Origin of the sequence: Kribbella lupini (genome assembly GCF_039529595.1) — a bacterium.
GTDB lineage: Bacteria > Actinomycetota > Actinomycetes > Propionibacteriales > Kribbellaceae > Kribbella > Kribbella lupini.
Genome location: NZ_BAAANC010000003.1, coordinates 257,705 through 282,735, shown reverse-complemented (window position 1 = coordinate 282,735; position 25,031 = coordinate 257,705). Strand labels below are relative to the sequence as shown.

25 protein-coding genes and 1 riboswitch are annotated in these 25,031 nt (G+C 70.2%); of the genes, 14 read left to right on the top strand and 11 right to left on the bottom strand.

Annotated elements, in window-relative coordinates; genetic code table 11:
* Positions 1-115: 115 nt before the first annotated feature.
* A complete protein-coding gene (locus tag ABD235_RS27510) occupies positions 116-655 on the bottom strand; it encodes a DNA-binding protein (protein ID WP_344179323.1) in 540 nt (179 codons plus the stop codon).
* A 140-nt stretch (positions 656-795) separates the two neighbouring features.
* Here ABD235_RS27510 and ABD235_RS27505 point away from each other — a divergent pair, with 140 nt between their 5' ends.
* Positions 796-2,769, top strand: coding sequence for a vWA domain-containing protein (locus tag ABD235_RS27505; protein ID WP_344179321.1), 1,974 nt, complete (start codon positions 796-798; stop codon positions 2,767-2,769).
* 8 nt (positions 2,770-2,777) lie between these two features.
* Here the strand turns inward: ABD235_RS27505 and ABD235_RS27500 are convergent, their stop codons facing one another.
* The 4 genes from ABD235_RS27500 to ABD235_RS27485 all read right to left on the bottom strand — a co-directional run bounded on the left by ABD235_RS27500 (position 2,778) and on the right by ABD235_RS27485 (position 8,441).
* Positions 2,778-4,001, bottom strand: a complete 1,224-nt coding sequence (locus tag ABD235_RS27500; RefSeq protein WP_344179319.1) for an RNA polymerase sigma factor — start codon at positions 3,999-4,001, stop codon at positions 2,778-2,780.
* 152 nt (positions 4,002-4,153) lie between these two features.
* Positions 4,154-5,176, bottom strand: a complete 1,023-nt coding sequence (locus tag ABD235_RS27495) for a serine/threonine-protein kinase (protein ID WP_344179317.1) — start codon at positions 5,174-5,176, stop codon at positions 4,154-4,156.
* Positions 5,177-5,202: 26 nt separating this feature from the next.
* Complete coding sequence (locus ABD235_RS27490; protein ID WP_344179315.1) at positions 5,203-6,801, bottom strand: ABC-F family ATP-binding cassette domain-containing protein; 1,599 nt, start codon at positions 6,799-6,801, stop codon at positions 5,203-5,205.
* A gap of 32 nt (positions 6,802-6,833) precedes the next feature.
* On the bottom strand, positions 6,834-8,441 hold the full coding sequence (locus tag ABD235_RS27485) for an ABC-F family ATP-binding cassette domain-containing protein (protein ID WP_344179313.1): 1,608 nt from the start codon (positions 8,439-8,441) through the stop codon (positions 6,834-6,836).
* 338 nt (positions 8,442-8,779) lie between these two features.
* On the opposite strand from ABD235_RS27485, the gene ABD235_RS27480 reads away from it, so the two are divergent.
* Genes ABD235_RS27480 through ABD235_RS27470 form a run of 3 tightly spaced genes read left to right on the top strand, consistent with a single transcriptional unit; the run spans position 8,780 to position 11,399 of the window.
* Positions 8,780-9,496, top strand: a complete 717-nt coding sequence (locus tag ABD235_RS27480) for a DUF969 domain-containing protein (protein WP_344179311.1) — start codon at positions 8,780-8,782, stop codon at positions 9,494-9,496.
* Complete coding sequence (locus ABD235_RS27475; protein ID WP_344179309.1) at positions 9,493-10,473, top strand: DUF979 domain-containing protein; 981 nt, start codon at positions 9,493-9,495, stop codon at positions 10,471-10,473. Before ABD235_RS27480 ends, ABD235_RS27475 begins: the two co-directional genes overlap by 4 nt.
* Positions 10,470-11,399: a DUF2891 family protein gene (locus tag ABD235_RS27470; RefSeq protein ID WP_344179307.1), complete on the top strand. Its 930-nt coding sequence runs from the start codon at positions 10,470-10,472 to the stop codon at positions 11,397-11,399. The genes ABD235_RS27475 and ABD235_RS27470 overlap by 4 nt, the downstream gene beginning before the upstream one ends.
* On the opposite strand, the gene ABD235_RS27465 is transcribed toward ABD235_RS27470, so the two are convergent.
* Together ABD235_RS27465 and ABD235_RS27460 are read right to left on the bottom strand one after the other, a co-directional pair.
* Positions 11,396-12,028, bottom strand: coding sequence for a hypothetical protein (locus ABD235_RS27465; protein WP_344179305.1), 633 nt, complete (start codon positions 12,026-12,028; stop codon positions 11,396-11,398). The two genes, ABD235_RS27470 and ABD235_RS27465, sit on opposite strands and share 4 nt — an antisense overlap.
* Positions 12,029-12,037: 9 nt before the next feature.
* On the bottom strand, positions 12,038-12,823 hold the full coding sequence (locus ABD235_RS27460; protein ID WP_344179302.1) for a hypothetical protein: 786 nt from the start codon (positions 12,821-12,823) through the stop codon (positions 12,038-12,040).
* Between the two features lie 177 nt (positions 12,824-13,000).
* Positions 13,001-13,134, top strand: a riboswitch (FMN riboswitch).
* A gap of 135 nt (positions 13,135-13,269) precedes the next feature.
* Here ABD235_RS27460 and ribD point away from each other — a divergent pair.
* From ribD to ribH, 5 genes are read left to right on the top strand one after another with little or no spacing between them, the layout of a single operon-like run.
* Positions 13,270-14,298 (top strand): bifunctional diaminohydroxyphosphoribosylaminopyrimidine deaminase/5-amino-6-(5-phosphoribosylamino)uracil reductase RibD, encoded by a 1,029-nt coding sequence (gene ribD, locus ABD235_RS27455; RefSeq protein WP_344179300.1) that lies wholly within the window; start codon positions 13,270-13,272, stop codon positions 14,296-14,298.
* Positions 14,299-14,922: a riboflavin synthase gene (locus ABD235_RS27450; protein WP_344179298.1), complete on the top strand. Its 624-nt coding sequence runs from the start codon at positions 14,299-14,301 to the stop codon at positions 14,920-14,922.
* Positions 14,919-15,590 carry a nicotinamide riboside transporter PnuC gene (gene pnuC / locus ABD235_RS27445; RefSeq protein WP_344179296.1) on the top strand — a complete coding sequence of 224 codons (672 nt, stop codon included), beginning with the start codon at positions 14,919-14,921 and terminating at the stop codon, positions 15,588-15,590. Before ABD235_RS27450 ends, pnuC begins: the two co-directional genes overlap by 4 nt.
* Positions 15,591-15,593: 3 nt before the next feature.
* On the top strand, positions 15,594-16,826 hold the full coding sequence (locus ABD235_RS27440; protein ID WP_344179293.1) for a bifunctional 3,4-dihydroxy-2-butanone-4-phosphate synthase/GTP cyclohydrolase II: 1,233 nt from the start codon (positions 15,594-15,596) through the stop codon (positions 16,824-16,826).
* Entirely contained in the window at positions 16,827-17,297 is a 471-nt protein-coding gene (gene ribH, locus ABD235_RS27435) for a 6,7-dimethyl-8-ribityllumazine synthase (protein WP_344179290.1), read from the top strand.
* A gap of 40 nt (positions 17,298-17,337) precedes the next feature.
* Here the strand turns inward: ribH and ABD235_RS27430 are convergent, their stop codons facing one another.
* The gene (locus ABD235_RS27430; RefSeq protein WP_344179287.1) at positions 17,338-17,934 is read right to left on the bottom strand and encodes a TetR/AcrR family transcriptional regulator; all 597 of its coding nucleotides are present in this window, start codon (positions 17,932-17,934) and stop codon (positions 17,338-17,340) included.
* Positions 17,935-18,009: 75 nt separating this feature from the next.
* Here ABD235_RS27430 and ABD235_RS27425 point away from each other — a divergent pair, with 75 nt between their 5' ends.
* Genes ABD235_RS27425 through ABD235_RS27415 form a run of 3 tightly spaced genes read left to right on the top strand, consistent with a single transcriptional unit; the run spans position 18,010 to position 20,721 of the window.
* A complete protein-coding gene (locus ABD235_RS27425) occupies positions 18,010-18,714 on the top strand; it encodes a type 1 glutamine amidotransferase domain-containing protein (RefSeq protein ID WP_344179284.1) in 705 nt (234 codons plus the stop codon).
* 53 nt (positions 18,715-18,767) lie between these two features.
* Positions 18,768-19,793, top strand: a complete 1,026-nt coding sequence (locus tag ABD235_RS27420) for a nitronate monooxygenase (protein WP_344179281.1) — start codon at positions 18,768-18,770, stop codon at positions 19,791-19,793.
* 7 nt (positions 19,794-19,800) lie between these two features.
* Entirely contained in the window at positions 19,801-20,721 is a 921-nt protein-coding gene (locus ABD235_RS27415; protein ID WP_344179279.1) for a pyridoxal-phosphate dependent enzyme, read from the top strand.
* Here ABD235_RS27415 and ABD235_RS27410 read toward each other — a convergent pair.
* Both ABD235_RS27410 and ABD235_RS27405 read right to left on the bottom strand, forming a co-directional pair.
* The gene (locus ABD235_RS27410; RefSeq protein ID WP_344179277.1) at positions 20,714-21,658 is read right to left on the bottom strand and encodes a hypothetical protein; all 945 of its coding nucleotides are present in this window, start codon (positions 21,656-21,658) and stop codon (positions 20,714-20,716) included. The genes ABD235_RS27415 and ABD235_RS27410 overlap by 8 nt on opposite strands.
* 30 nt (positions 21,659-21,688) lie before the next feature.
* The gene (locus ABD235_RS27405; RefSeq protein WP_344179275.1) at positions 21,689-22,210 is read right to left on the bottom strand and encodes a hypothetical protein; all 522 of its coding nucleotides are present in this window, start codon (positions 22,208-22,210) and stop codon (positions 21,689-21,691) included.
* Positions 22,211-22,307: 97 nt separating this feature from the next.
* Between ABD235_RS27405 and ABD235_RS27400 the strand changes: the two genes are divergently transcribed.
* Complete coding sequence (locus ABD235_RS27400; RefSeq protein WP_344179273.1) at positions 22,308-23,282, top strand: helix-turn-helix transcriptional regulator; 975 nt, start codon at positions 22,308-22,310, stop codon at positions 23,280-23,282.
* On the opposite strand, the gene ABD235_RS27395 is transcribed toward ABD235_RS27400, so the two are convergent.
* Entirely contained in the window at positions 23,233-24,225 is a 993-nt protein-coding gene (locus ABD235_RS27395) for a P1 family peptidase (RefSeq protein WP_344179271.1), read from the bottom strand. The genes ABD235_RS27400 and ABD235_RS27395 overlap by 50 nt on opposite strands.
* A 19-nt stretch (positions 24,226-24,244) precedes the next feature.
* On the opposite strand from ABD235_RS27395, the gene ABD235_RS27390 reads away from it, so the two are divergent.
* Positions 24,245-25,030, top strand: coding sequence for an MBL fold metallo-hydrolase (locus tag ABD235_RS27390; RefSeq protein WP_344179269.1), 786 nt, complete (start codon positions 24,245-24,247; stop codon positions 25,028-25,030).
* Position 25,031: the final 1 nt, after the last annotated feature.

Genomic DNA, 25,031 nt, shown 5'->3' with positions numbered 1-25,031 from the left:
GATCTGGAACGGTGGGGATGACCCACCGCACGACGCTAACGCCGCCCGCGCGGGCGGCATTCCGTCGTGACACCGGATGAGACGGCTCCGGAATGTCTACTCCGGGCGTGGTATATCAGCCGGAACGGCGCTCGAAGTGTGCCACAGCGTCATCGGTCCGTCCCGTACCGTAGACGGTCAGCAGCTCGGCCAGTCGCGGCGACTCGGCGCCAATCAGCGCCGCGGCGCGCTGGATCTCTTCTGCTGAAGCGACTTCGCGGAGCAGTTCCTGGATCTGGCGGACGATCGCCCGGCTGGTCACCGGCGGCGCGGCCGGCTGCGCAACGGTTGCCCTGGGCGCCGAGTTGGTGAAGGCGCCGGTGGTGCCACGGACCTGCTCGAGGGCGAGCCTGACCTGGTCCGGTGTGAGTTGCCCGACATCCTCCCGGCGGGCGAACTCGTCGAGCGCCTGCAATCGGCTGACCACGGCGGGGTTGCCGATCTTCACCCGCTGGGCGCTCATCAACTGGGACAGCATCGGCGCGGACAATCCGATCGTCTCGGCCAGCCGGGCCTGGGTGAGGCCGAGCGTGCCGCTGATCCGGCGGACCATCTCACCGAGCGGCTCGCCGTACAGCTCGATCTGGAGCCGGCGGTTGTCTGCCGTCTGGTCCATCGGCGTCCTCTCGTGCTCAGGCTGTGCCCACCATCTTCGCAGTAGCGAACCAGAAAGCCAAGTCGGAAAGCGGTTTGACATTCGCGATAGCAAACTGCAAAGGTTGCGGTGGTCGCAGCACACCACCAGGAGGACTCATCATGATCACCAGATCGCCGTTCCGCCGCCCCGCGGCGCTGGCGCTGCTCGGCGCAGTGCTGCTGGGCAGCTGGACCACCGTGCCCGCGCAGGCCGATCCGGAGCCGGGCGCCGGCAAGCTGGTCCTGGTGCTCGACTCCTCCGGGTCGATGAAGGAGCCGGCCGGGGACGGTCAGACCAAGATCGTCGCCGCCCGGACGGCGCTGACCAGGGTGGTCGGCAAGCTGCCCGAGACCGCGCCGGTCGGCCTGCGGGTGTACGGCGCGACGGTGTTCAAGCGCAGCCAGCCGGGCGCGTGCACGGACACCCAGCTCACCGTGCCGATCGGGACCGGCAACCGCCCGGCCCTGCGGACCGCGATCGCGAAGTACACGCCGTACGGCGAGACCCCGATCGGGTACTCGCTGCAGGAGGCCGCCAAGGATCTGGGAACCGAGGGCAAGCGCACGATCGTGCTGGTCTCCGACGGCGAGGCGACCTGCGCGCCGGAGCCGTGCGCGGTGGCGCGGTCGCTCGCCAAGCAGGGCATCGACCTGAAGATCGACGTGGTCGGCTTCCGGGTCACCGGCAAGGCGCGCAGCGATCTGCAGTGCGTCGCCCGCGAGGGCCGCGGTGACTACTACGACGCCGACTCCACCGAGGACCTCGAGGCCGGGCTGGATCGGCTGTCCACACGAGCCTTCCGCCCGTTCCGCATCTCCGGTACGCCGGTCCAGGGCGCGCCGCAGCAGGAAGGCGCGCCGGTGCTGACCCCCGGCCTGTACTCCGACTCCTTCGGGACCGACCAGACCGCCAAGCACTACCTGATCAAGCGCACGATGGCCGGCTCGACGCTGCGGGCCGGCGTGAGCTTCCGGCGCCCGTCGGGCGGCAGCCTGGTGATCCAGACCGAGGTCAAGCTGCGCACGATCGAGGGCGACGACTGCGGCTGGAGCTATCCGCGGGCCTTCGAAGGCGACCAGGGGCTGGCCACCGGGACGGCGTCCAGCTGGCCGAAGTATGCCCACCAGAAGCCGTGCGCGAGCGCGGACCAGCTGGTCCTGACCGTTGCTCCCGGCAAAGACTTTCGCGAGCTGAAGGGCGTGCCGTACGAGCTGCGCGTCGACGAGGAGCCGCCGGTCGCCTCGACGACCGGTCTGCCGGCCGAGGCCGACGACCCGAGCTGGATCTCGATGCCCGGCAGCACCCCGCGCGAGATCGTCCCGGGGGCGAGCTTCCCGGACGCGCCGCTGCTGGAGCCGGGCAGCTACAAGACCACGCTGATGCCGGGTGAGCTGCAGATCTACAAGGTCAAGGTGGACTGGGGGCAGCGGATCCAGGCCCAGGCCACCGTGCCGCAACTGGCGGGCGCGACGGCCGAGGCGGTCGACGGCATCCGTTACCTGGACACCGCGCTGATCTCGCCGACCGGCGAGGACGTGTACGCCGTGTTCGCGAAGAACATGCCGGGTGGGTCCGGCAAGCGCGGGGTTCTCACCCAGCGCGGGGTGATCCAGGCCATCACCACCAAGGAGGTCCGCTACCTCAATCGCGACGGCGCCAACAACATGGACACCGGGACGTCGACGCCGGGCGAGTACTACCTGGCCGTCTCCCTGAGCCGCAAGGACAAGGACCAGGCCTTCACCGTCCCGCTGGTTCTGACTGTCGGTGCGATCGGCACCGCGGGGACCGGGAAGCCCGAGTACACGAACGGGGCGACTCCTGTCGCCGGTGACTCGGTGACTCCCAGCGTGACCCCGTCCGAGCCGTCATCGGGCGACACCACCGAGGCCGGCGGGCCCGTGAAGACGGACACCCCGAAGGATGACGACAGCACGCCGTACGGACTGATCGGTGGGCTGGGCGGTGGGGCGCTGTTGCTGGTCCTCGTGGGTGTCTGGGCCGTCCTTCGCCTGCGTAAGCCCACGCAGCCCGTCGCTCCTCAGCAGCAGTACCCGGGGCAGCAGTACCCGCCCAACCACGGCGGCCGCTGAGCACCTGGTCAGCCGAGCTGGTCGCGCCGCCGAGACAGGTACGCCGTCTCGGCGGTGTTGCCGGCCAGTTCGATGGCCTTGTCGTACGCCGTACGGGACTCCTTGCTGCGGCCCAGGCGGCGGAGCAGGTCGGCTCGGGTGGCGTGGAAGGCGTGGTACGTCGCCAGCTGGTCCTCCAAGTGGTCGACGATGCCCAGGGCAACATCTGGTCCGTCCAGCTCGGCGACGGCGATCGCGCGGTTCATGGCGACGATCGGCGACGGGTCGACGCGGACCAGTTGGTCGTACAGGGCAACGATCTGCGACCAGTCCGTGTCGCGGACGTCGCGGGCCGAGGTGTGGACGGCGTTGATCGCCGCGAGGATTTGGTAGCGCCCCGGCGCGATCCCGGTCGCCAGGCGTTTGCGGACCAGCTGGTGGCCCTCGGAGATCAGTTCGGCGTCCCACGCACCACGGTCCTGCTCGTCGAGCGTCACCAGTTCGCCGGTCGTGGAGACCCGCGCGGTCCGGCGAGCCTCGGTGAGCAGCATCAGCGCGAGCAGCCCAGCGACCTCGCCGTCGTCCGGCATCAGAGCGCGGATCAGGCGCGTGAGCCGGATCGCCTCGGAGGTCAGCTCGTGCCGGACGGGGTCGGTGTCCGCGGCGGTCGCGAGGTACCCCTCGTTGAAGACGAGGAACAGCACCGCGAGCACGCCCGAGACGCGGTCGGGCAGGTCCTCCGCGGACGGCACCCGGTACGGGATGCGGGCCGCCTTGATCTTGGCCTTCGCGCGGGTGATCCGCTGCCCGACCGCCGTCTCCTGCGCGAAGAACGCCCGCGCGATCTCCGGCACGGTCAGCCCGCCGACCATCCGCAGCGTCAGCGCGATCCGGGCCTCCATCGCGAGCGCGGGGTGGCAGCAGGTGAAGATCAGCCGCAGCCGCGGGTCGTCGATCGCGCCGAGAGGCTCGGGCGGTACGTCGTACGACATCTGAGCCTCCTTCTGCTTGTCGGACCGCTTGTTCTCGCGGCGCAGCCGGTCGATCGCCTTGCGGTTCGCGGTGGTGGTCAGCCAGGCGCCGGGGTTCGGCGGTACGCCGTCGCTCGGCCACTTCTCGACGGCGACCGCGAACGCCTCGGCAGCCGCCTCCTCGGCGACGTCGAGATCGCCGAAACGTCTGGTCAGCGCGGCGACGACCCGGGCCCACTCCTCGTGGTGCGCCTGGGTGATCGCCTGGGAAACGTCACTCACGGGAACGGGCGCACCTCGACTTTCCGGTTGTGCATGGTGAACCTCCACCTCCACCCCTCCAACGAACCTCGTCACCCCGATCCGACAGCACCCTGGAGATCGGTTCTCGAGACTTTCCTGTACGCCGATCCGACGCTATCCCGCCGAGCGTGTCAGCGGAGGAGGAGCCAGGTGGCTGCGCCGGCGAGGGCGAGGGCTCCGAGGAAGCTGGCGGCGGCCAGCCAGGCGAGCAGTCGTCGGTTGGAAGGCGGCCGGGGCACTGGCGAGCTGGGCGCCGTACTACGGGGAGCAGCGCCTGGCTCGCGATCGCGACCGTCCTGCCGAGGTGGCCCGGCGGCCGTCCACGGGGCGGGAAGCGGCGGGAGCTGGTTGAAGACCTCGGGTGGCTCGGGGGCGTCGGACCACGGGGTGGTGTTGGCGGCAGGGAGGGCGCCGGACTCGGCCAGGAGGCGGGCGGCCTCGAAGGTCGTGGCTGGGCGGGCTGCGGGGTCCTCGGCCGTCAGATGCTGGATCAGGCCGGCCAGCGGACCGGGCGGGGGAGTGATCGGGGTGCCGGGGGCGGGCCGGCTGCCGGTGAGGAGTTCGGTGGCTACGGCGCCGACGGTGTAGAGGTCCTGGCGCGGGTCGGGGTCGGCGCCGTGGAGTTGTTCGGGCGGGAAGTAACCGGGCGTGCCGAGGATCGTGCTGTGGCGGGTCATCCGGGGTTCGTCGACGAGGCCGGCGATGCCGAAGTCGGAGATGCGCAGGTGCGGGGTGGCCGTGCCGGTGACTTCGAGAAGCAGGTTTGCGGGTTTGAGGTCGCGGTGGACCACTCCGGCGGTGTGGATCGCGGACAGGCCGTGGAGCAGCTGGTCCAGCAGGACCGCGACGTACGCCGTGGGCAGGGGGCCGTGGTCGCCGAGCAGCGTGGCGACCGATCCGCCGCGGACGAGGTCCATGGCGAACACCACCTTGTCGTCCTCGGCGGCCCAGCCGTGCGGAGCGACGACGTGCGGGTGCTGGATGCGCAGCGACTGCTCGCGCACGAACCGCAGCAGCGTGCCGGCGTCGTGCTGCCCGAGGACCTTGGCGGCGACGTACGTGCGCTTGCGCAGGTCCCACGCACGCCAGACCGAGCCCATGCCGCCGGTGCCGATCAGATCGATCAGCTGGTACCGCCCCGCCAACGCGTTCACCGGGCAGAAACTACCCGGCCGGGCGTTCACCGACCTAGCTGAAGGGTGCGGCCGGTCCAGCGGGTGCGGAGGTGGCGGTCGTGGGTGGCGACGACGACTGTGCGGAGAGTGGTGGTGAGGGCGTCTTCCAGTTCGTCGGTGAGGGTGGGGGAGAGGTGGTTGGTCGGTTCGTCGAGCAGGAGGAGGTCGGGTGGGTCGGCGACGACCAGCGCCAGGGCGAGGCGGCGGCGCTGGCCGACGGAGAGGGTGTTGACGGGCTGGTCGAGCTGGTACGGCGGGAGCAGGCCGAGGGAGCTGAGGGGGACTTGCTCGGCCAGGTGGTTGCCTACGGCAAGGGCATAGGTGTCGCGGGCGGTGCGGGCGGGATCCGCCCAGGTCGTGTCCTGGGTCAGGAGGGCGACGGTCAGGTCGGGGTGGCGGTGGAGCGTGCCGCCGAACGGGAGGTGGCCGGCGAGGACGGACAGCAGCGTCGACTTGCCGGCGCCGTTGGGCCCGGTGATCAGGAGGTGGTCGCCGGGGTGCAGGTCGAGGTGTTCGAGGTGCAGGCGGTGAGGGACCCGCAGGTTGCGGAGGGAGAGGAGCGGCTCGCCGTCAGTGGCGGCAGCAGAAGAGCCGTCCAGGGAGCGGAACTGAAGCGGCTCAGGTGGCGCGGGGATCTGAGAACGGGTGAGCGCGTCCAGGCGCCGGGTCGCCGCGCGGGTGCGGCGGGCGATCTGGTTCTGGACTCGCCCGGTGGTGTGACCCTGGCCCATCTTCTCGTTGTCGCGAGGGAGGCGCCCGGGGGCCACCTGGTGGGCGGTGACCGTGGCGGCCTCGCGGAGGCTCGAGAGTTCGGCCTGCTCCTCGGCGTACTGGCGTCGCCAGCGGTCGAGGGCCGCGCGGCGCGCTGACTGGTACGCCGTGTAGTTGCCGCCGTGCCGGGTGGGCCCGTCGAGCGCCGGGTCGACGTCGATCAGGTCGGTGCAGACGGCGTCGAGCAGGGCTCGATCGTGGGTGGCCACGAGGACAACGCCGGGGAGTGCCTTCAACTGCTCCTCGAGGAAGGCGATCGCGGCGTCGTCGAGGTGGTTGGTCGGTTCGTCGAGGAGCAGGGCGGTCGGGCGGCGGATGAGGAGGGCGGCCAGCGCCAGGCGAGCGCGTTGGCCGCCGGACAGCGACGAGAGTCTCCGGGAGCGGGGGATGTCGGCCAGGCCGAGGCCGGTGAGGACGAGGTCGGCACGGCGGTCGGCGTCCCACGCTTCGTGGTCCTCGGCGTACGCCAGTTGGTCGGCGTACGCCGTCAGCAGCTCCGGGTTCTCGCCCAGCGCGTCGGCCAGGCGGGCGAGTTCGGCGAGGACTGCGTGGGCGTCGTGGAGGGCTTCGTCGAGTACGTCGGTGAGTGTGCTGGTGGAGTCGAAGGAAAGCTCCTGGGGGAGGTAGCCGAGGTCGGCTGGGCGGATGACGTGGCCGCGGTCGGGTGCGTCGGCGCCGGCGAGGATGCGCAGCAGGGTGGACTTCCCGGCGCCGTTCTCGCCGATCAGTCCGATGCGCCGGCCGGGGGATGCGGTGAGGGAGACGCCGTCCAGCACACGCCGGGATCCGAGGACCCGGACGATGCCGTCGGCCACCAGAGCGGAAAAGGGCATGGGGCAACCACCTGAGAGGAAAGAGAGGAAGGTCAGTTGGCCGCGGACTCGAGCAACTTGCCGTCCGTGAGTGTCAGCCAGCGGGTGATGCCGAGCTCCGCGAGGAAACGCTGGTCGTGGCTGACGACGACGAACGCCCCCTGGTACGCCGTGAGCGCCGACTCGAGCTGCTCGACGCTGACCAGGTCGAGGTTGTTGGTCGGCTCGTCCAGGAGCAGCAGCTGCGGCGCGGGCTCGGCGTACAGGACGCAGGCGAGGGTGGCGCGGAGGCGTTCGCCGCCGGACAGAACTCCAGCGGGCAGGTGGATCCGCTGGCCGCGGAACAGGAAGCGGGCCAGCAAGTTCATCCGCTGGGCCTCGGGCATGGTCGGGGCGAAGTGGGCGAGATTCTCGGCCACGGTCTTGTCCAGGTCCAAGAGATCCAGACGCTGCGAGAGATAGGCGATCCGTCCGTCGGCTCGTTTCACCTCACCGCCGGCCAGCGAGCCCTGGATCCACCGGAGCAGCGTCGACTTGCCGGTCCCGTTCGGAGCGGACAGTGCGATTCGCTCCGGCCCGCGGATGTTCAGCGAAGCACCCTCACCGGCGAAGAGGTCGCGCACCCGAAGGCCGCTGCCCTCGAAGACCGTACGACCGGCCGGAACCGCCGTCCCTGGAAGCTCCAGCGCGAGCCGGGGCTCGTCGCGACGTGCGCGCCCGGCCTCGTCGAGCTTGGCCTTCGCGTCGTTCAGCCGGTTGGCGTGGGTCTGGTTGGCCTTCGCGGCGGACACCTCGGCCGAGCGCTTCATGTTGCCGGCGTTGATCCGCGCCAGCCCTGCGTCCTTCAACCCCTTCTGCGCGTTGCTGGCCCGCCGCTGCGCCCGCTCACGCGCCTGCTGCATCTCGCGCTTTTCGCGCTTGAGGTCCTGCTCGGCCGACCGGATGTTCTTCTCCGCGACCTCCTGCTCCACCGCGACGGCCTCCTCGTACGCCGTGAAGTTGCCGCCGTACATCCGGACCTCGCCGCGCTCCAGCTCCGCGATTCGGTCCATCCGATCGAGCAGCGCGCGGTCGTGGCTGACCAGCAGGAGGCAGCCGTTCCAGTTCTCCAGTACGGCGTACAGGTTGCGCCGGGCCTCGAGATCCAGGTTGTTGGTCGGCTCGTCGAGCAGCAGGACGTCGGGCTGCTTCAGCAGCTGCGCGGCCAGGCCGAGCGAGATCACCTGGCCGCCGGAGAACGTGCTCAGCCGCCGCTCGAGGTCGGCGTCGAGCCCGAGCCGCTCGAGCTGCGCGCGGGTGCGCTCCTCGATGTCCCAGTCGTTGCCGACGGCATTGAAATGGCGCTCGTCGACGTCGCCGGACTCGATCGCGTTCAGCGCGTCGATGACCGGCTTGACGCCGAGCACCTCGGCGACGGTCAGGTCGCCGACCAGCGGCAGCGACTGCGGCAGGTACCCGAGTAGGCCGTCGACGGACACGCTGCCGCCGGTCGGCGAGAGCTCCCCGGCGATCAGTTTGAGCAGCGTGGACTTGCCGGCGCCGTTCGGCGCGACCAGGCCGGTCCGGCCGGAGCCGACGGCGAAGGACAGGCCGGTGAAGACGGGGGTGTCGTCGGGCCAGGCGAACGACAGGGAGGAACAGACGATGGACGCATCGGACATGCGGAAGACCTCGCGAAGCAGTGAGTACGCCGCGACAGCGGCGGAGTGGTCAGGAAACGCCGATCAGGCCACGGCAACGACGCTGAACGCGTCGGCTCGATGGCCTGTCACCTCGGGACTCACCCCGAGATGTCGTCGTCAACTCCTGCCACGGCAGTCTCCTTCGAAGATCACTCACAGCCACGGTAGCAGCCACCGCAGCCACGCCCCAGCCGTTATCCCCGGGCAGGGCGCCCGCAACGAATTCATCACCGATGAATGAGAAGTGATTGTGGGTTTGTTCAACAATGTATACGATCGCACCGCCCGAACCACCCCGGCGAAGCGGAGGCAGTGCTGTGCTGGTCCTGATCGGAGTCCTGCTGGTGGTGGTGGGGTTCGCCCTGCGCCTGAACCCCCTGGTGGTGGTCACGGTGGCCGGAATCGCCACCGGGCTGCTCGGGGGACTGAGTCCCGGGAAGATCCTCGACGAGTTCGGCAACGGCTTCGCCGGCAGCCGCTCGGTGACGCTGTTCATCGTGGTGCTGCCGGTGATCGGCCTGGTCGAGCGGTTCGGGCTGCAGGAGCAGTCGCGGCGGCTGATCGGCAAGCTCACCTTCCTGACCACCGGGCGCCTGCTGGCGTCGTACCAGGTGATCCGGCAGGTGACCGCCGCGGTCGGGCTGATGTCGATCGGCGGGCACGCGCAGACCGTCCGGCCGCTGATCTACCCGATGGCCGAGGGCGCCGCCGAGCGCCGGTACGGGCGGAAGCTGCCCGAGGCGGTGCAGGAGCGGATCAAGGGCCACTCGGCCGGGGTGGACAACGTCGGCGTGTTCTTCGGTGAGGACGTCTTCATCGCGGTCGGCTCGATCCTGCTGATCACCGGCTTCGTCGACTCGACGTACGGGCTGAAGCTGGACGCGCTGCACGTCGCGCTGTGGGCGATCCCGACGGCGGTCTGCGCGCTGCTGATCCACGGCGCCCGAATGCTCTACTTCGACCGCCAGCTCGACCGCCTGATGGCGGTCGACGGCCCGCCGCCGGCCGTGAAGCAGAAGGAGGCCGACCGGTGATCAAGGTCGAGTGGTTCTACTGGCTGTGCGGTCTGCTCTTCCTGTTCGGAGCGGTCCTGACCCTGCGCGACCGGAGCAACAGCAAGCGGTACGGCAGTGCCGCCTTCTGGGGCCTGCTCGGCGCGTCCTTCGGCTACAGCACCTTCGTGGTGAACAAGACCGCCCCGCCCTGGGTGCTCGGACTGGTCGTGATCGCGATGACCGTCCTGGTCGGCACCGGGCAGCTCGGGCGTGGCACCGAGGTGTCGACGAGCCTCGCCGAGAAGGCGGCCGCCGCTCAGCGTTTCGGCAACAAGCTGTTCGTGCCGCCGCTGGTGATCCCGCTCGGCGCGCTGATCTTCGCGGTCGGCCTGGCCAAGATCAAGGCCGGCGACCAGCCCCTGCTGGAGAAGGGCTCGGAGACGCTGATCGGCCTGGGTGTCTCGGCCGTCGCGGCGGCGATCGTCGGCGTGATCATGCTGCGTCCACCGTCCGTGCTGACTCCGCTCAAGGAGGGGCACCGGCTGCTCGAGGTGATCGGCTGGGCGGCCGTCCTGCCGCAGATGCTCGCCACCCTCGGCCGGCTCTTCACCGACGCCGGCGTCGGTTCGGCGGTCGGCAAGGTCACCACGCACGTCCTGCCGGAGGGATCGCTGTTCGGCTCGGTCGTCGTGTACTGCCTGGGGATGGCGCTGTTCACCGTGATCATGGGCAACGCGTTCGCCGCGTTCCCGATCATGACCGCCGCGATCGGCTACCCGGTGCTCGTGCAGACCTTCGACGGCAACCCGGCGACGGTCTTCGCGATCGGCATGCTGGCCGGCTTCTGCGGCACGCTGACCACGCCGATGGCCGCGAACTTCAACCTGGTCCCTGCCGCGCTGCTGGACATGAAGAGCCGGTACGGGCCGATCAAGGCGCAGCTGCCGACGGCGATCCCGCTGCTGGTCTGCAACATCTTCCTGATGTACTTCCTCGCGTTCGGAGTCCTGTCGTGAGCCAGCGGTACGTCGAGATCGCGCTGCAGAACCTGCGGACCGAGGCGCCGCACCAGCTCGACCACGTCGCGCGGGACACCAAGGCCTACACGGTCAAGGAGCTGCACCCGGCGTTCCACACGTCGTACGACTGGCACTCGTGCGTGCACATGCACTGGCTGCTCGTCCGGTTGTTGCCCGAGGCCACCGATCCGCAACCCATCAAGGAGGCGCTCGACCGGAACCTCACCGCGGAGGCGCTGGCGGCGGAGGCGGCGTACCTGCGCAGCTCGCCGTCGTTCGAGCGCCCGTACGGCTGGGCCTGGGCGCTCGTCCTGGCCGCGGCCGTCAGGACGAGCCCGGACGCGGCCAGGTGGTCCGAGGCGATGACCCCGCTGGTCGACGCGATCGTCGACCTCAGCCTCGAGTGGTTGCGGGGAGCGGCCCGCCCGGTCCGCTCGGGCGTCCACTCGAACTCGGCGTTCGCCCTGGCTCTCCTGTACGACGCCGCCGAGGCGCTCGGTCAGGACCAGCTCGCCCAGGCGGTCCGCGACAAGGCCCGCACCTGGTTCGCCGAGGACCGCGACTACCCGCTGCAGTGGGAGCCGAGCGGCGAGGACTTCCTGTCACCGGGGCTGTGCGAAGCCGACCTGATGCGCAGGGTCCTGACCCGTGACGAGTTCGCCGAATGGCTGCCCGCCTTCCTGCCGGATCTGACCGCTCTGCGACCGGTCGCGGTCCGCTATCCCATCGACGGTCGCCAAGGCCATCTCCAAGGGCTCAACCTCACGCGAGCCTGGCAGTTGGCTGCTCTCACCAATGACGAGCGGCAGGTGACGGCCCACCTCGACGCCGCCCTCCCCAGCGTCACCAGCGGCGACTTCAACCACGACCACTGGCTCGCCACGTTCGCCTACCTCGCCCAGGGCGGCACGCTGGTCGGCTAACGCTGCGCCACGTCGATCAGCAGGGCCGCCAGGAACAGTGTCAGTACGGCGAACAGCACGATCCCCGTCAACGTGAGCGTGAGCCGGCTACCGATCCGCGCCAGCAGCCCGCGGTCCCACAACGCCTCGGGGTCGTTCACCGGGTTGCCGTAGCCGCTCATGAAACGAGCCAGCGAGATCCCTCCACCGGCGGCCCGCGCGGCTTTCAGGGCTCGCTTCGCGGCCGGTACCAAGTCCGTCTCGGTGCCGATGACAACGTTCCGCGTTCTCGGCGTACCGTCGGCGTCGGTGAGCTGCGCGCCGTCCGCGCCGACCAGCGGAATCCCGAGCACGTGGACGCGCCGCTGGCGGTCGAAGTACGCGATGGCGACCAGGCACAGCACTCCGCAGACGATCGTGACGGCGAGAAACCAGGTCTGGTTGGACTTCTTCGCCGTCAGGTACGCCGTGGCCATCAGCGCGATCGCGAGCACCCGCGGCCCGGCGGTGACCAGGAACGACGGGGAGCTGTCGGTCAGCCAGGTCCACTTCTTGACCGAGCCGATGCTCTTCAGCAGCAGCATGCTGAACAGCGCGACCAGCGCCAGCGCGACGGCGGCGATGTTCGCGAACGGGCCGTACTTCTCCATGGCAGGCTCCTAGAAGTTCAGGTGAACGCTGGGTGTGCCCGGCAGCGTCACCTGGGCTCTGGTGTCCCAGGTGAGGGTGCGGTACGCGCCGCCGTCCACTCCGAACAGGTAGGTCCCGGACTGCAACGTGCTGCTGGCCGGACTGGTCGGCGCGCTGAAGTAGTTGCCGGTCAGGAAGTACGCCCCCGACCAGAAGACCCGCAGCCCGGGCGAGTTCGTCGTCACCACGAACGTGCACCCCGGTACGGCGACCGGCCGTGCGCCACGGCGGGGTGGTAGCCGCATCAGCCGGCCGGTCCGGTCGTCCTGCTCCGCCTCGACCCGGATCCCCAGGAACTCGGTCAGCCGCCGCCTGAAGTGCCGCACCGCCGTCTCCGGCGACACCATCTGGGCGTCCTCGACCGAACTCTCGAACTCGCCGAGCGTCCGCTGGAGCTGATTGGTCACCAGACGTGGGTTCTCGTAGAGCTGCTCCCGCCAGGAGTCACCGCGCAGCCGGTCGAGCAGCGCGAGCGACACCGGGACGAAGTCCTCGAACTGCCGCTCGCGCGACGGCTCGTACGAGATCGGCGCGAGGTCCTCGGGAACGGCGACCACCGGCACCCCCATCCCGACCTCCGACAGCAGCTGCAGCTCGTCGGTGAAGCGCTCGACGTCCGCCTCGACGTCGGCGATCGCGGTCGGGTCCGAGCCGGGTCCGCCGCCCTGCTGCCCCCGCTCGCCGATCAGTTCGTCGACCATCCGCTCGGCGCGTTCGCGTGATCTCGGCGACGGCTCGTAGTGGATCTGGCTCATCACATCCCCCACCCCGGATGCCGCGGTCCCGTGGCCCCCCACCGGATCGGCATCCCTGTAGTCGTGATGGTGACACTGGGTAGTGCCGCCGTCCAGAGCTCGGCGCCCGTCCAGGTGACGGAAGCAACAAGTCGGTGCTCCGGGGGCGGCGTACACTTCAAGTACGAGTGAACCCACTCGCGTGCTCCGGGGTCGGTGTAATTCCGAGCCGGCGGTGACAGTCCGCGACCCGGCCGATGCAGTTCGTCGGCCGGTTGACCTGGTGGAATTCCGGGACCGACGGTGAAAGTCCGGATGGGAGGCGCACGCGATCGGCGTGCGCTCCGACGTGCGGAAACAGCGCGGCCGTAGTGGGTCGTGTCCCTCGAGGTCGAGGGTCCGGGCGGCGGTCCGCGTGCTGGTTGTCATGGCCCCGGTGGTGCGTCCGTGACAACGAGGGACCGTCTGTGAACCACGCTTCACCGATCGACGTCGCCTGGATGCGGCGTGCGATCGAGCTGGCTGCCCGCGGGATCGGCAGCACGCACCCCAACCCGGTCGTCGGCTGTGTGATCACCGGCCGCGACGGGCATCCCGTCGGCGAGGGGTACCACGAGCAGGCCGGTGGCCCGCACGCCGAGGTGAACGCGCTGCGGATGGCCGGCCCGCGCGCCCGCGGCGGTACGGCGTACGTGACGCTGGAGCCGTGCAACCACACCGGCCGGACCGGGCCGTGCGCCGACGCGCTGATCGAGGCCGGCATCAGCCGGGTCGTGTACGCCGTACCGGACCCGAACGCGCAGGCCGCCGGTGGCGGCGAGAAGCTGCGCACCAAGGACATCGAGGTCGAGCAGGGCGTCCTCCGGGCCGAGGCCGAGGAGGTCAACCACGTCTGGCTGCACAGCGTCCGGACCGGCCGCCCGTTCGTGACCTGGAAGTTCGCCACCACCCTCGACGGCCGCAGCGCCGCCCCCGACCGGTCCAGCAAGTGGATCACCGGTGAGGCCGCCCGCGCCGACGTCCACCGCAAGCGCGCCGAGTGCGACGCGATCGCCGTCGGCACGCAGACCGTCCTGGTCGACGACCCCGAGCTGACCGTCCGCGACGGGAACGACCGGCCGGTCGGCCGGCAGCCGCTGCGGGTCGTGGTCGGCGACCGGGAGATCCCGGAGACCGCGCGGGTCCGCAACGACCGCGCCGAGACGCTGCTGCTGCCGACCCACGACCCCGCCGAGGTGCTCCGGCAGCTCGACGACCACCACATCCGCCACCTGTGGCTCGAGGGCGGGCCGACGCTGGCCGCCGCCTTCCTGCGCGCCGGGCTGGTCGACCAGATCGTCGCGTACGTCGCCCCGGCGCTGCTCGGCTCGGGCTTCTCCGCCGTCGGCGACCTGGGCGCGGAATCTATCGACCACCTGCGGCGGTTCACCCTTGCGGACGTCAGTCGCCTCGGCGACGACGTCCGGCTCACCCTGACTCCCCTGGGAGGGAAGTAGATGTTCACCGGAATCGTCGAAGAGCTGGGCACCGTCGAGTCGCTCGACCTGCTGGAGGGCGACGCGGCCCGGCTCACCATCCGTGGCCCGAAGGTGACCGAGGACGCCGGCCACGGCGACTCGATCGCGGTCAACGGCTGCTGCCTGACCGTCGTCGAGACCGGTGAGGACACCTTCACCGCCGACGTGATGCGCGAGACGCTGCGGAGGACCAGCCTGGGCGCGGTCGAGAAGGGCTCGACCGTCAACCTGGAGCGGGCCGTCACCGCGCACGAGCGGCTGGGCGGCCACATCGTCCAGGGCCACGTCGACGGCGTCGGCACGATCGCGAGCCGGGAGCCCGCCGAGCACTGGGAGGTCGTCCGGGTGACGGCCGGGCCGGAGATCCTCAAGTACGTCGCGGAGAAGGGCTCGATCGCGGTCGACGGCGTCTCGCTGACCGTCACCGACGTCGACGACGCGACGTCCACCTTCGGGATCAGCCTGATCCCGACCACGCTGGAGCTGACCGTGCTCGGGCGCAACCAGGTCGGCGACACCGTCAACCTCGAGGTCGACGTGATCGCCAAGTACGTAGAGCGGTTGCTGACCGCCCCGAAGAGTGTTGCTGGAGGCAACGAATGATCGACTGGCTGCTGCACGAGCAGGTCACCGTCGCCGGTTCGCCGGTGCTCGTGCGTGAGATCGTGGGCAACGTGTTCGGCCTGGCCAGCGCCCTGTTCGGGATGCGCCGGCTGGTCTCGGCGTGGCCGATCGGCATCGTCGGGAACGTGCTGCTGTTCACCGTTTTCGTCGGCGGGCTGTTCGACACCCCGCAGGACAAGGATCTGTGGGGCCAGGCCGGCCGCCAGGTCTTCTTCGCCCTGGTCAGCCTGTACGGGTGGTACCGCTGGTACCAGACCCGTCACGGCGGCGCCGCGACCGGAGTCCAGCCCCGCTGGGCCACGGCCCGGCAGCGGCTGGAGATGCTCGGCGCCGGTGTCGTGCTCTACGCGATCTCGTACTTCGTCCTGCGTGAGCTGGGCTCGTGGGGTCCGCAGTGGGACGCCTGGATCCTGACCGGGTCGATCCTGGCGACGTACGGGATGGCGCGCGGGTTCGTCGAGTTCTGGCTGGTCTGGATCGCGGTGGACGTGGTCGGCGTCCCCCTGCTGGTACAGGCCAAGTTCTACCCGTCGGCGGCGATGTACGTCGTCTACGGACTGTTCTGCGTGATCGGGTTCGCGGCGTGGTGGCGGATCAACAAGCGGGAGACCGTAGCGGTCACCCCCGAACCAGTGGTGGTGGGCTAGACGATGGGCGAGGTACTGAAGCTCGACACGATCGAGCACGCGATCGACGAGATCCGCGCGGGCCGCGCGGTGATCGTCGTCGACGACGAGGACCGGGAGAACGAGGGCGACCTGATCTTCGCCGCGTCCAAGGCGACGCCGGAGCTGCTGGCGTTCCTGATCCGGCACAGCTCGGGCGTCGTCTGCGTTCCGATGGAGGGCGCCGAGCTGGACCGGCTCGGCATCCCGCTGATGACCCCGCACAACCGGGAGAAGCTGCGCACGGCGTACACGGTCTCGGTCGACGCCCGCGACAACATCGCGACCGGCATCTCCGCGGCCGACCGGGCCAAGACGATCCGGGTGCTGGCGGACTCGGCCTCGGAGCCGTTCGACCTGGTCCAGCCGGGCCACGTGTTCCCGCTGCGAGCGCGCGAGGGCGGCGTCCTGGTGCGCCCGGGGCACACCGAGGCGTCGATCGACCTGGCCCGGCTGGCCGGGCTGCGGCCGTCCGCGGTGATCTCGGAGCTGGTGAACGACGACGGCTCGATGAAGCGCGGCGCGGAGCTGCGGGCCTTCGCCGACGAGCACGGCCTGGTGCTGGTCTCGATCGCGGACCTGATCGCGTACCGGCGGCGGACCGAGAGCCAGATCGAGCGGGTCGCGACGACCACGCTGCCCACCCGGTACGGCGACTTCGTGGCCCACGGCTACCGGAACACCGTCGACGGGTCGGAGCAGCTGGCGCTGGTCCGCGGCGAGATCGGCGACGGGCCGACGCTGGTCCGGCTGCACTCGGAGTGCCTGACCGGCGACGTGTTCGGCTCGCTGCGCTGCGACTGCGGTCCGCAGCTGGACGAGGCGATGCGTCAGGTCGCGGCCGAAGGCGGCGTCGTGGTCTACCTGCGTGGCCACGAGGGCCGGGGGATCGGCCTGCTGCACAAGCTGCAGGCCTACGAGCTGCAGGACGCGGGCCGGGACACGGTCGACGCGAACCTGGACCTCGGGCTGCCCGCCGACGCGCGGGACTACGGCACCGGCGCGCAGATCCTGGCCGACCTCGGCGTCACGTCGGTCACGATGCTGACGAACAACCCGGACAAGCTGGCCGGGGTCCAGGGCTACGGGATCGACGTGGTCGAGCGCCGCGGGATCTCGATCGACCCGACCGAGCACAACCTGCGCTACCTGCGCACCAAGCGCGACCGGATGGGCCACCACCTGCCCACCGGTACGGACGAAAAGGGAGTCAACTAGATGTCGGGCAGTGGAGCACCCACGATCGAGACGCCGCGGGTCGAAGGCGCGCGGGTCGCGGTCGTCGCCGCGCAGTGGCACCCGAAGGTGACCGACGCGCTGGTCGCCGGCGCCGTCCGGGCGCTGGACGAGTCCGGCGTCACCGACTACTCGATCATTCGCGTGCCGGGCTCGTTCGAGCTGCCGGTCGCCGCGCTGCACGCGGCGAAGGCCGGGTACGACGCGGTGGTGGCGCTGGGCGTCGTCATCCGCGGTGACACGCCGCACTTCGAGTACGTCTGCCAGGCCGCGACGAACGGGCTGATGGAGGTCGGCATGAGTACCGGCGTACCGGTCGGGTTCGGGCTGCTGACCTGCGACAACGACCCGCAGGCGCTGGACCGCGCCGGGCTGCCGGACTCGCGGGAGGACAAGGGCTACGAGTCGACGCAGGCGGCGCTGGTGACGTTGGCCGCGATCAAGAACCTCTGATCGCTTCGAGCCAGGCAGCGTCGGTGCTGCCTGGCTCTTTTCACGCCTTGGCGCCGAGCAGGGCCGCGGTGTGCGGCCACAGCTGGTCGAGCTCGCCGGGATCGTTCCGGAGCTTGGCGAACAGGACCGAGCCTTCGAGCTGCGCGACCAGCGAACGAGCCGCCTCGCGAGCGTCCGGTACGTCGATCGTGCCGTCGCGCTGGGCCTGGTCCACGACCTCGGCGACCAGGGTGATCTGCTCGTCGAAGATCTCCTGCAGCCGGCGCTGGATCTCGTCGTCGCGCGCGCTCAGCTCGAGCGCCAGGTTGCCGAACAGGCAGCCGGTCACGGCGCCGGTGTCCTTCTGCGCCCTGCGCTGGACCTCGGTCGTCGCGTCGTACAGGTCGCGCAGCCGCTCCAGCGGCGCCTTGTCGCTGCCCAGCAGCGCGGCCCACTGGGCCCGCTGCTCGACCCAGTGGTCCTCGATGACCGCCTCGGCGAGCGCCTGCTTGGAGTCGAAGAAGTAGTAGAAGCTGCCCTTCGGTACGCCGGCGGCCGCGCAGATCTCCGCGACGCCCAGCGCCGAGTACCCGCGCCGGGCGAGCAGGTCCCGGCCCGCCGCCAGGATCTTCGGTCGTGCGTCGCTGTTCCGTCCCATGTTGAAAAGTATACGACCGGTCGTCTAGTGTGTGGAAGTAGTAGACCGTTCGTCTAGTAAATCGGAGCAGCGATCATGACCAACACCCTCATCGTCCTCACCGGCACCCGGATCTGGACGCTGAACGACGGCACCGAGCACCCGACCGGCTTCTGGGCCGAGGAGTTCGTCGCCCCGCACCGGGTCTTCACGCAGGCCGGGCACACGATCACCATCGCCACCCCGGGTGGCGTGACGCCGGTGGCCGACGAGCTCAGCCTCGCGCCGGCGATGAACAACAACGACGAGGCCGCGATCGCCGAGCTGCGGGCGTACCTCGACAAGTCGCAGGAGGCGCTGGCCGCGGCCGTGCCGCTGGCCGACATCGACCCCGCGGCGTACGACGTGGTGTTCATCCCCGGCGGTCACGGGCCGATGGAGGACCTGGCTGTCGACCCGGACGTCGCCCGGATCCTCGAGGCGACGCTGGACGCGACCGGCAAGATCCTCGCGTCGGTGTGCCACGGGCCGGCCAGCTTCGTGAGCGCGACCCGCGACGGCAAGTGGCTGTTCGAGGGCCGCACCATCACCGCGTTCCTCGACGACGAGGAGAGCCAGGCCGGGTTCGCCGAGCGTGCGCCGTGGCTCCTGGAGTCCCGCCTGACCCAGCAGGGCGCCAAGTTCGTGGCCGGGCCGGCCTGGGCGCCGCACGTGATCGTCGACGGCAACCTGGTCACCGGCCAGAACCCGGCCTCAGCCGAGCCCGCCGCCGAGGCCGTCCTCGAGCAGCTCGGCCGCTGAGCGCCTGGTAGAACACAGCTGACAAGCGCCGACGCCGGACAAGGAGACAGATGATGACGAGTTCGACTGGGTCCTGGACGGCGTCGGAGCTGCCGGTGATCGGCGCGCCGATGGCCGGTGGGGCGACCAGGCCCGCGCTGGTCGCGGCGGTTGCTTCGGCGGGTGGGTTCGGGTTCCTTGCCGGGGGCTACAAGACGCCCGAGGCGCTGGAGGCGGAGATGGCCGCGCTGACCGTGCCGTTCGGGGTGAACCTGTTCGTGCCGGGGCCGTCGACGCTGACCGAGGCGGAGTTCCGGCGGTACGCCGAGGAGCTGGCGGACGAAGGGACGCCGTACGGGCTGGAGCTGGCGGGGGCGCCGATGGTCGCGGACGACGACGATCGCTGGCAGGGGAAGCTCGATCTGCTGCTGGATCGGCCGGTGCCGTTCGTGAGCTTCACGTTCGGGCTGCCGGGTTCTGACGTGGTGCGTGCTCTGGCTGACGTTGGGACGCAGGTGCTGGCGACTGTGACGACTCTCGGCGAAGCGCAAGCTGCTGTCGAGCTGGGGGTGCACGGGCTGATCGCTCAGGGGACGGAGGCCGGCGGGCACAGCGGGACACATGCGCCAGAGCGGCCAGGGGCCGTGCCGGTGGTGGAGCTGGTGCGGCAAGTGGCTGCGGGGACGTCGTTGCCGGTGATCGCCGCTGGTGGAGTGAGCGAGGCCTCGCAGGTGCGGGAGCTGCTGGGATTCGGGGCCTCGGCCGTTGCTGTCGGCACCGTGTTGCTGCGGACCGACGAGAGCGGGGCCAGCGCCGTCCACAAGGATGCCCTTGCGGCGGCCGGTCCGGATCAGACCGTGATCACGCGGGCGTTCACCGGTCGGCCGGCGCGGGGGCTGCGGAACGGGTTCATCGAGCGGCACGAAGCGAGTGCGCCGATCGGGTATCCCGCGATTCATCACCTGACCCGGCCGTTGCGCGCGGCCGCGGCTGCGGCTGGTCAGCCTGATCAGGTTCATCTGTGGGCGGGGACGGGCTACTCGCGCGCCCGGACCGGGCCCGCCGCTGCTGTGATCACCGAACTCGCTTCCGAGCTCTAGGAGAAACATGAAGGTGTCACTCGGGTCCTGGCCGACCCCGCTGGAACCGGCGCCACGCCTGGCGGCGGCGCTCGGACTGGCCGACCTGTGGTTCAAACGCGACGACCTCGGCGGTTTGGGGGCCGGAGGCAACAAGATCCGCAAGCTGGAGTGGACGCTGGGTGCGGCGCTCGCGGACGGCGCCGAGACGGTGGTCACGACAGGGGCGCCGCAGAGCAATCACGCGCGGCTGACCGCCGCGGCCGCGGCGCGGCTCGGGCTGAACGCCGTACTGGTGTTTCCTGGTGAGGCGGGGGAGTCGCGGTCGGGGAACCTTGCGCTGGACGGGTTGTTCGGGGCGCGGGTGGTGTGGGCGGGGGACCGGGACCGTGCTCAGGTGGCCGAGGAGATCGTGGCCGAGGCGGGCAAGGCCGCGCTGATTCCGTTCGGCGGTTCCAACGCCGTCGGTGCGCGGGGCTACGTCGAGGCTGCTCGTGAACTGAAGCAGCAGCTTCCCGGCCTCACCACCGTGGTCGTTGCCCTGGGCTCCGGTGGAACCATGGCCGGTCTGGTCGCCGAGCTCGGGCCCGAGCACGTCCTCGGCGTCGACACCGGCGCCCTCGCCGACCCGCTGCCGGTCGTCGCGCAACTCGCCGGCGAGGTCGCCGGTGTGACGATCGCCGCCGACCACTTGCGGGTACGCCGGGACCAGGTAGGCCCCGGCTACCCCCACTTCACCGAGGCCTCCGCGGCCGCTTTGACCTTGACCGCCCGCACCGAGGGCGTCGTACTCGACCCGATCTACACCGGTCGAGCCATGGCCGGCCTGATCGCGGCCGCCAAGGACGGATCCCTTGGTGACCGGCCGATCTTCCTGCACACCGGCGGCCTTCCCGGCTTCTTCGGCAACCCCGACGCCGTCGCCTACGCGGAGTCGTCGCTCAGCTAGTCCGCGTGTGGGTCATCTTCCAGTTGGAGACCCACGTCCGGCCGCCGTCGGTGGAGAAGAACTGTTCCCAACGGGCCTGCTGGTCGCCAGGAGTCCACTGGAAGCGGACGTCGATCGGCTGACCTTCCCACGTGTCGGGGCCCTCGAAGATGCCGACGCCGTCGGTGAAGGCGCCGATCACCGGGGTCTCCAGCCGGCCGCGCTGGCTGTTGATCCAGTGGATGGACCAGGTGCCGGTCTTCGGGTTGTAGACGCGGAAGGTCGCACCCTGGAAGCCCAGGGTCGGGAACCAGCCCTCGTCGAAGCTGATCGCGCCGTCGAAGTACGTCCAGACCTGCATCGTCGACTCGACGTCGTACCACTCGGCCGGTTCGCCGAGCGCGGGACGGCGGCGTTCGTTGTGCATGTCCCAGCTGCCGACCAGGAAGTCGAAGTCGCCGGTCACCTTCGGGATGTCCAGCGGCGGCGGCGCGGTCTCGCGGCGGGTGAAGTCCATCGTCCAGTTGACCTCCCAGGTCTCGCCGCCGTCGGCCGAGAACGACTGCTCCCAGTGCGCGGTCGTGTCGGTGACGTCCGACCAGCTGTAGCTGGCGAGGATCGGGCGGCCGTCGTGCGTGTCCTCACCGACCAGCCAGCACGACCCGTCCTTCCACTTCCCACGCACCGGCGGGAACACCTCGTACGACGTGCTGTTCACCCAGTAGATCGACCACTCCTCGGCCTCGGGGTCGAACAGCCGCAGCGACAGCCCGTACGAGCCCTTGGTCGGGAACTGCATCTCGTCGAGGCTGATCGCCCCGTCGAAGTGCGTCCGCGCGCTGCAGGTGCCGGCGTACTCGTCCCACTCGTCGCTGCCGGTCAGCGGCTTGAGCAGCTGCCGGTGCGCCACGTCGAAGTGCCCGTTGAGAAAGTCGAAATCACTGGTCGCTTTGGTCATGGTCCGAGCCTGACAGCAAAACCTGACAGGTCATGGCAGTGTTTGTTGCGCGGTGAGGAGCTCCCGCCGTCGGCGAAGCCGGCGCGGCGTGGCCCACTGCTCGATCAGAGCGGCGATCCAGATCACGGCGAGTGGGACGTACCACCAGTCGCCGAGGGCGATGTTGACAACGGCGACAACGAGGTTGATGCCGAAAATGACGGTCAGCAGGATGCGGACGCGGCGCTGTTGGCGGAGGCGGACGTCGATGAGTGCCACAGCTGCGGTGCGGACGGCCGGCTCGGTGGGGGCGGGGCCTCGGCGGGCGGCGGTGCGGGCCAGGTTCCAGTCCGACGGTGGGAGCTGGTCGAAGATCGGGCGGAGGTCGCGGCGTTGGCGGACGGCGCCTCCGGCCATGGCGGTGCCGAACAAGGCGCCTACGATCCCGCCGAGGACGAGCGCGAAGGTGACGGTGTCGCCGGAGATGGCGACGAGGGTCGCCGTGACGACGGCGACGGGGACACCGGTGATCAGGCCGAGGGCCCAGGCCGGGGTCGTCAGGAACGTGCGCACCGGGCAAGGCTCGCACAGGAGGGGGTGCCCGGGGAGCGGGTTGCTGGTTGCGGCAAAGCTGACAGGGAGTGGCAGTGTTTCGGCGTACGCTCGGCGCATGCGTTCGAGTCGGTTGCTGTCGATTCTTCTGTTGCTGCAGACGCGGCGGCAGTTGACGGCTCGGGAGTTGGCGGACGAGCTCGAGGTCTCCTTGCGGACGATCTATCGGGACGTCGAGGCGCTGGCGGCTGCTGGGGTTCCCGTGTACGCCGATCAGGGGCGGGCGGGTGGGTATCGGCTGGTCGACGGCTACCGGACTCGGCTGACCGGGCTGACCGAGCAAGAGGCCGCGGCGCTGTTTCTGGTCGGGATGCCGGGGCCGGCGGCGGCGTTGGGGTTGACGGCGGAGACGTCGGCGGCGGAGCTGAAGTTGCTGGCAGCGCTGGCGCCGGATCAGCGGGATCGCGCGGGGCGGCTGAAGAACCGGTTCTACCTCGACATGCCGGCCTGGTACTCCGACGCCGAGGAGTCGCCGCAGCTCGCGCCGGTCGCCGAGGCGGTGCTGCACGACCGGCGGATCAAGGTGCTGTACCGCCGGTGGGAGGCGCCGCGCGAGGTCGAGCGGGTGCTCGATCCGTACGGGCTGGTGCTGAAGAACGGGAGTTGGTACGTCGTCGCGGCCGCGTCCAGCGCCGTGCGGACGTACCGGGTCTCCAACATCCTCGAGCTGACGATCACCGACGAGGAGTTCAGCCGGCCGCCAGGGTTCGACCTGGCGGCGGTGTGGCGGGAGCACCTGGAGGAGTTCGACCAGCGGCGGTTCACCGCGACGGCGGTCGTGCGGGTGTCGGCGACGATGGTCGCACGGGTGAAGGACGTGTCGTTTCCCGTGCTGGTGAAGGCGATGGAGGGCGTCGCGCCGGACGTCGACGGCACGGTGACGGTGACCGTGCCGATCGAGTCCGTGGGGAACGCGGCGTCGCAGTTCATCCGGTACGGCGACGAGCTGGAGGTGCTCGCGCCGGAGGAGGTGCGGGCGGAGATCAGGCGGTTGGCGACGACGGTCGCTGCGCTCTATCCCGCGCCGCGGTGATCAGGTCGTGCGGTACGGCGTACCGGGTGCGCCCTTGGAAGCCAGTCGTCGTACGGGCCGCGGTGAGGGAGTTGAGCAGGGCCTCCTCGACGGCTTCGAGCGTGGCCTGGAAGACCGGGCGGAGATCGTCGTCGCGCATCGGCGGCTGGTACGACGTGGCGAACGCGATCGCGTAGTCGCCGCTGCCGGGCGCGTAGTCCGAGCCGATCCGGCCGAGCGCGAAGATCGCGCGCCGGGCGATCCGGCCGAGCTGGCGGGCGTCGAGCGGGAGGTCGGTGGCGAGCACGATCATGCAGGAGTTGCCGTCGGGCTCGGTCTGCCGCGGTGGGGCGGGGATCGGCGTGCCGAGGACCTGGAGGGTGCCGGAGAAGTTGGACTGGACGAGGGCGCCGATCGTGCCTGCTGGGAGTTGGCGCGACGACGTACCAATTCCTGCTTTGAAACCGAGAGCTGACGTTCCGGTGCCTGCTCCTACGCAGCCTTCTTCGGGCTGGTCGGTGGAGGCTGTGGTCAGTGCGTCGAGGACGTGTTGCTCGGTGATCGGGCGGCGGCGGATGTCGGACAGGTAGCCGTCGTTGGTCTCGCCGACGACCGGGTTGAGGCTGGTTGCTCGTGGGTCGCGGTCGAGCAGGTAGGTGAGCAGGGCGTCGGCGGCGCGGAAGACCGAGAGCGTGCCGGTGAGCAGGATCGGGGTCTCCAGCCGGCCGAGCTCGTCGACCTGGGTGGTGCCGACCAGCTTGCCGTATCCGTTGCCCACAGCAACAGCTGCGGGGAGGCCGGTGGTGACGTCGGCGGGTACGACCGCGGTGACGCCCGTCTGCAGGTCGCCGTCGGAGACGGTCGTCTGGCCGACGCGCACGCCTGGTACGTCGGTGATCGCGTTCAGCGCACCGGTCGGCAAGCTCCCGATGACGACACCCAGGTCACGCGCTCTCGTCTGCATGCCCACTATCGTCGGTCAGATGGGTGAGGAGGCGGTGGGCAGGTCGGCGGCGATGCGGCCGGAGAGGCCGGCGACGGCTGAGGCCGCTGCGGCCGGAAAAGAGCTGGAGGCGATGGAGGATGCGGGGCGGTTGCAGCACGTGGCGGGTCGAGTGTGGGTCTATCCGCACGACCCGGACCCTGATGCGATTGGCGCCTCGGTGGGGGTGGTTGCTGATGAGCGCGGGTCTGTGGTGATCGACGCGGGGAACGGTCCGGCGCATGCTCGGGAGGTGCAGCGGGCGGTAGCGGCCGCAGGGCTGCCGGAGGTGCGGTGGCTGGTTTACACGCATCATCACTGGGATCACACGTGGGGCGCTTCGGCTTGGGGTGAGGTCGAGGTGGTGGCGCATGCCTCCGCGGTCGAGATCCTCCAGGTGGAGGCCGCGCGGCCTTGGAGTCATCGGTATCTGCGGGAGCAGGTGAGACACAACCCGAAGCTCGGGCCCAGTTTCCGGGCTCGGGCGTTGGCGGTGCCGGACTTCTCCGAGTTGCGGATCATGTTGCCGGAGACAACTTTTGCGGAGACGTTGACGTTGCCGACCGGCGTGGAGCTTCGGCATGTCGGTGGCCGGCACGCGCCGGACTCGATCGTTGCCGTTGATCCCGAGTCGGACGTGATGCTGGTGGGGGACTGCTACTACCCACCGCCGTTTCACCTGCGGACCGACGAGGACACGACGGACTTCGGGATGGCCCGCCGGTTGCTGCGTGAGGGGCATGCGTACTACGTGGACTCGCATTCGGAGCCGCGGAAGATGCGCTGAG

Coding starts and splice junctions, on each gene's coding strand:
- ABD235_RS27415 (WP_344179279.1), top strand. CDS start 19,801: ATGAAGGTGTCACTCGGGTCCTGGCCGACCCCGCTGGAACCGGCGCCA.
- ABD235_RS27425 (WP_344179284.1), top strand. CDS start 18,010: ATGACCAACACCCTCATCGTCCTCACCGGCACCCGGATCTGGACGCTG.
- ABD235_RS27440 (WP_344179293.1), top strand. CDS start 15,594: ATGGGCGAGGTACTGAAGCTCGACACGATCGAGCACGCGATCGACGAG.
- ABD235_RS27420 (WP_344179281.1), top strand. CDS start 18,768: ATGACGAGTTCGACTGGGTCCTGGACGGCGTCGGAGCTGCCGGTGATC.
- ABD235_RS27395 (WP_344179271.1), bottom strand. CDS start 24,225: ATGCAGACGAGAGCGCGTGACCTGGGTGTCGTCATCGGGAGCTTGCCG.
- ribH (WP_344179290.1), top strand. CDS start 16,827: ATGTCGGGCAGTGGAGCACCCACGATCGAGACGCCGCGGGTCGAAGGC.
- ABD235_RS27510 (WP_344179323.1), bottom strand. CDS start 655: ATGGACCAGACGGCAGACAACCGCCGGCTCCAGATCGAGCTGTACGGC.
- ABD235_RS27505 (WP_344179321.1), top strand. CDS start 796: ATGATCACCAGATCGCCGTTCCGCCGCCCCGCGGCGCTGGCGCTGCTC.
- ABD235_RS27460 (WP_344179302.1), bottom strand. CDS start 12,823: ATGAGCCAGATCCACTACGAGCCGTCGCCGAGATCACGCGAACGCGCC.
- ABD235_RS27430 (WP_344179287.1), bottom strand. CDS start 17,934: ATGGGACGGAACAGCGACGCACGACCGAAGATCCTGGCGGCGGGCCGG.
- ABD235_RS27465 (WP_344179305.1), bottom strand. CDS start 12,028: ATGGAGAAGTACGGCCCGTTCGCGAACATCGCCGCCGTCGCGCTGGCG.
- pnuC (WP_344179296.1), top strand. CDS start 14,919: ATGATCGACTGGCTGCTGCACGAGCAGGTCACCGTCGCCGGTTCGCCG.
- ABD235_RS27390 (WP_344179269.1), top strand. CDS start 24,245: ATGGGTGAGGAGGCGGTGGGCAGGTCGGCGGCGATGCGGCCGGAGAGG.
- ABD235_RS27485 (WP_344179313.1), bottom strand. CDS start 8,441: ATGTCCGATGCGTCCATCGTCTGTTCCTCCCTGTCGTTCGCCTGGCCC.
- ABD235_RS27410 (WP_344179277.1), bottom strand. CDS start 21,658: ATGACCAAAGCGACCAGTGATTTCGACTTTCTCAACGGGCACTTCGAC.
- ABD235_RS27450 (WP_344179298.1), top strand. CDS start 14,299: ATGTTCACCGGAATCGTCGAAGAGCTGGGCACCGTCGAGTCGCTCGAC.
- ABD235_RS27490 (WP_344179315.1), bottom strand. CDS start 6,801: ATGCCCTTTTCCGCTCTGGTGGCCGACGGCATCGTCCGGGTCCTCGGA.
- ABD235_RS27400 (WP_344179273.1), top strand. CDS start 22,308: ATGCGTTCGAGTCGGTTGCTGTCGATTCTTCTGTTGCTGCAGACGCGG.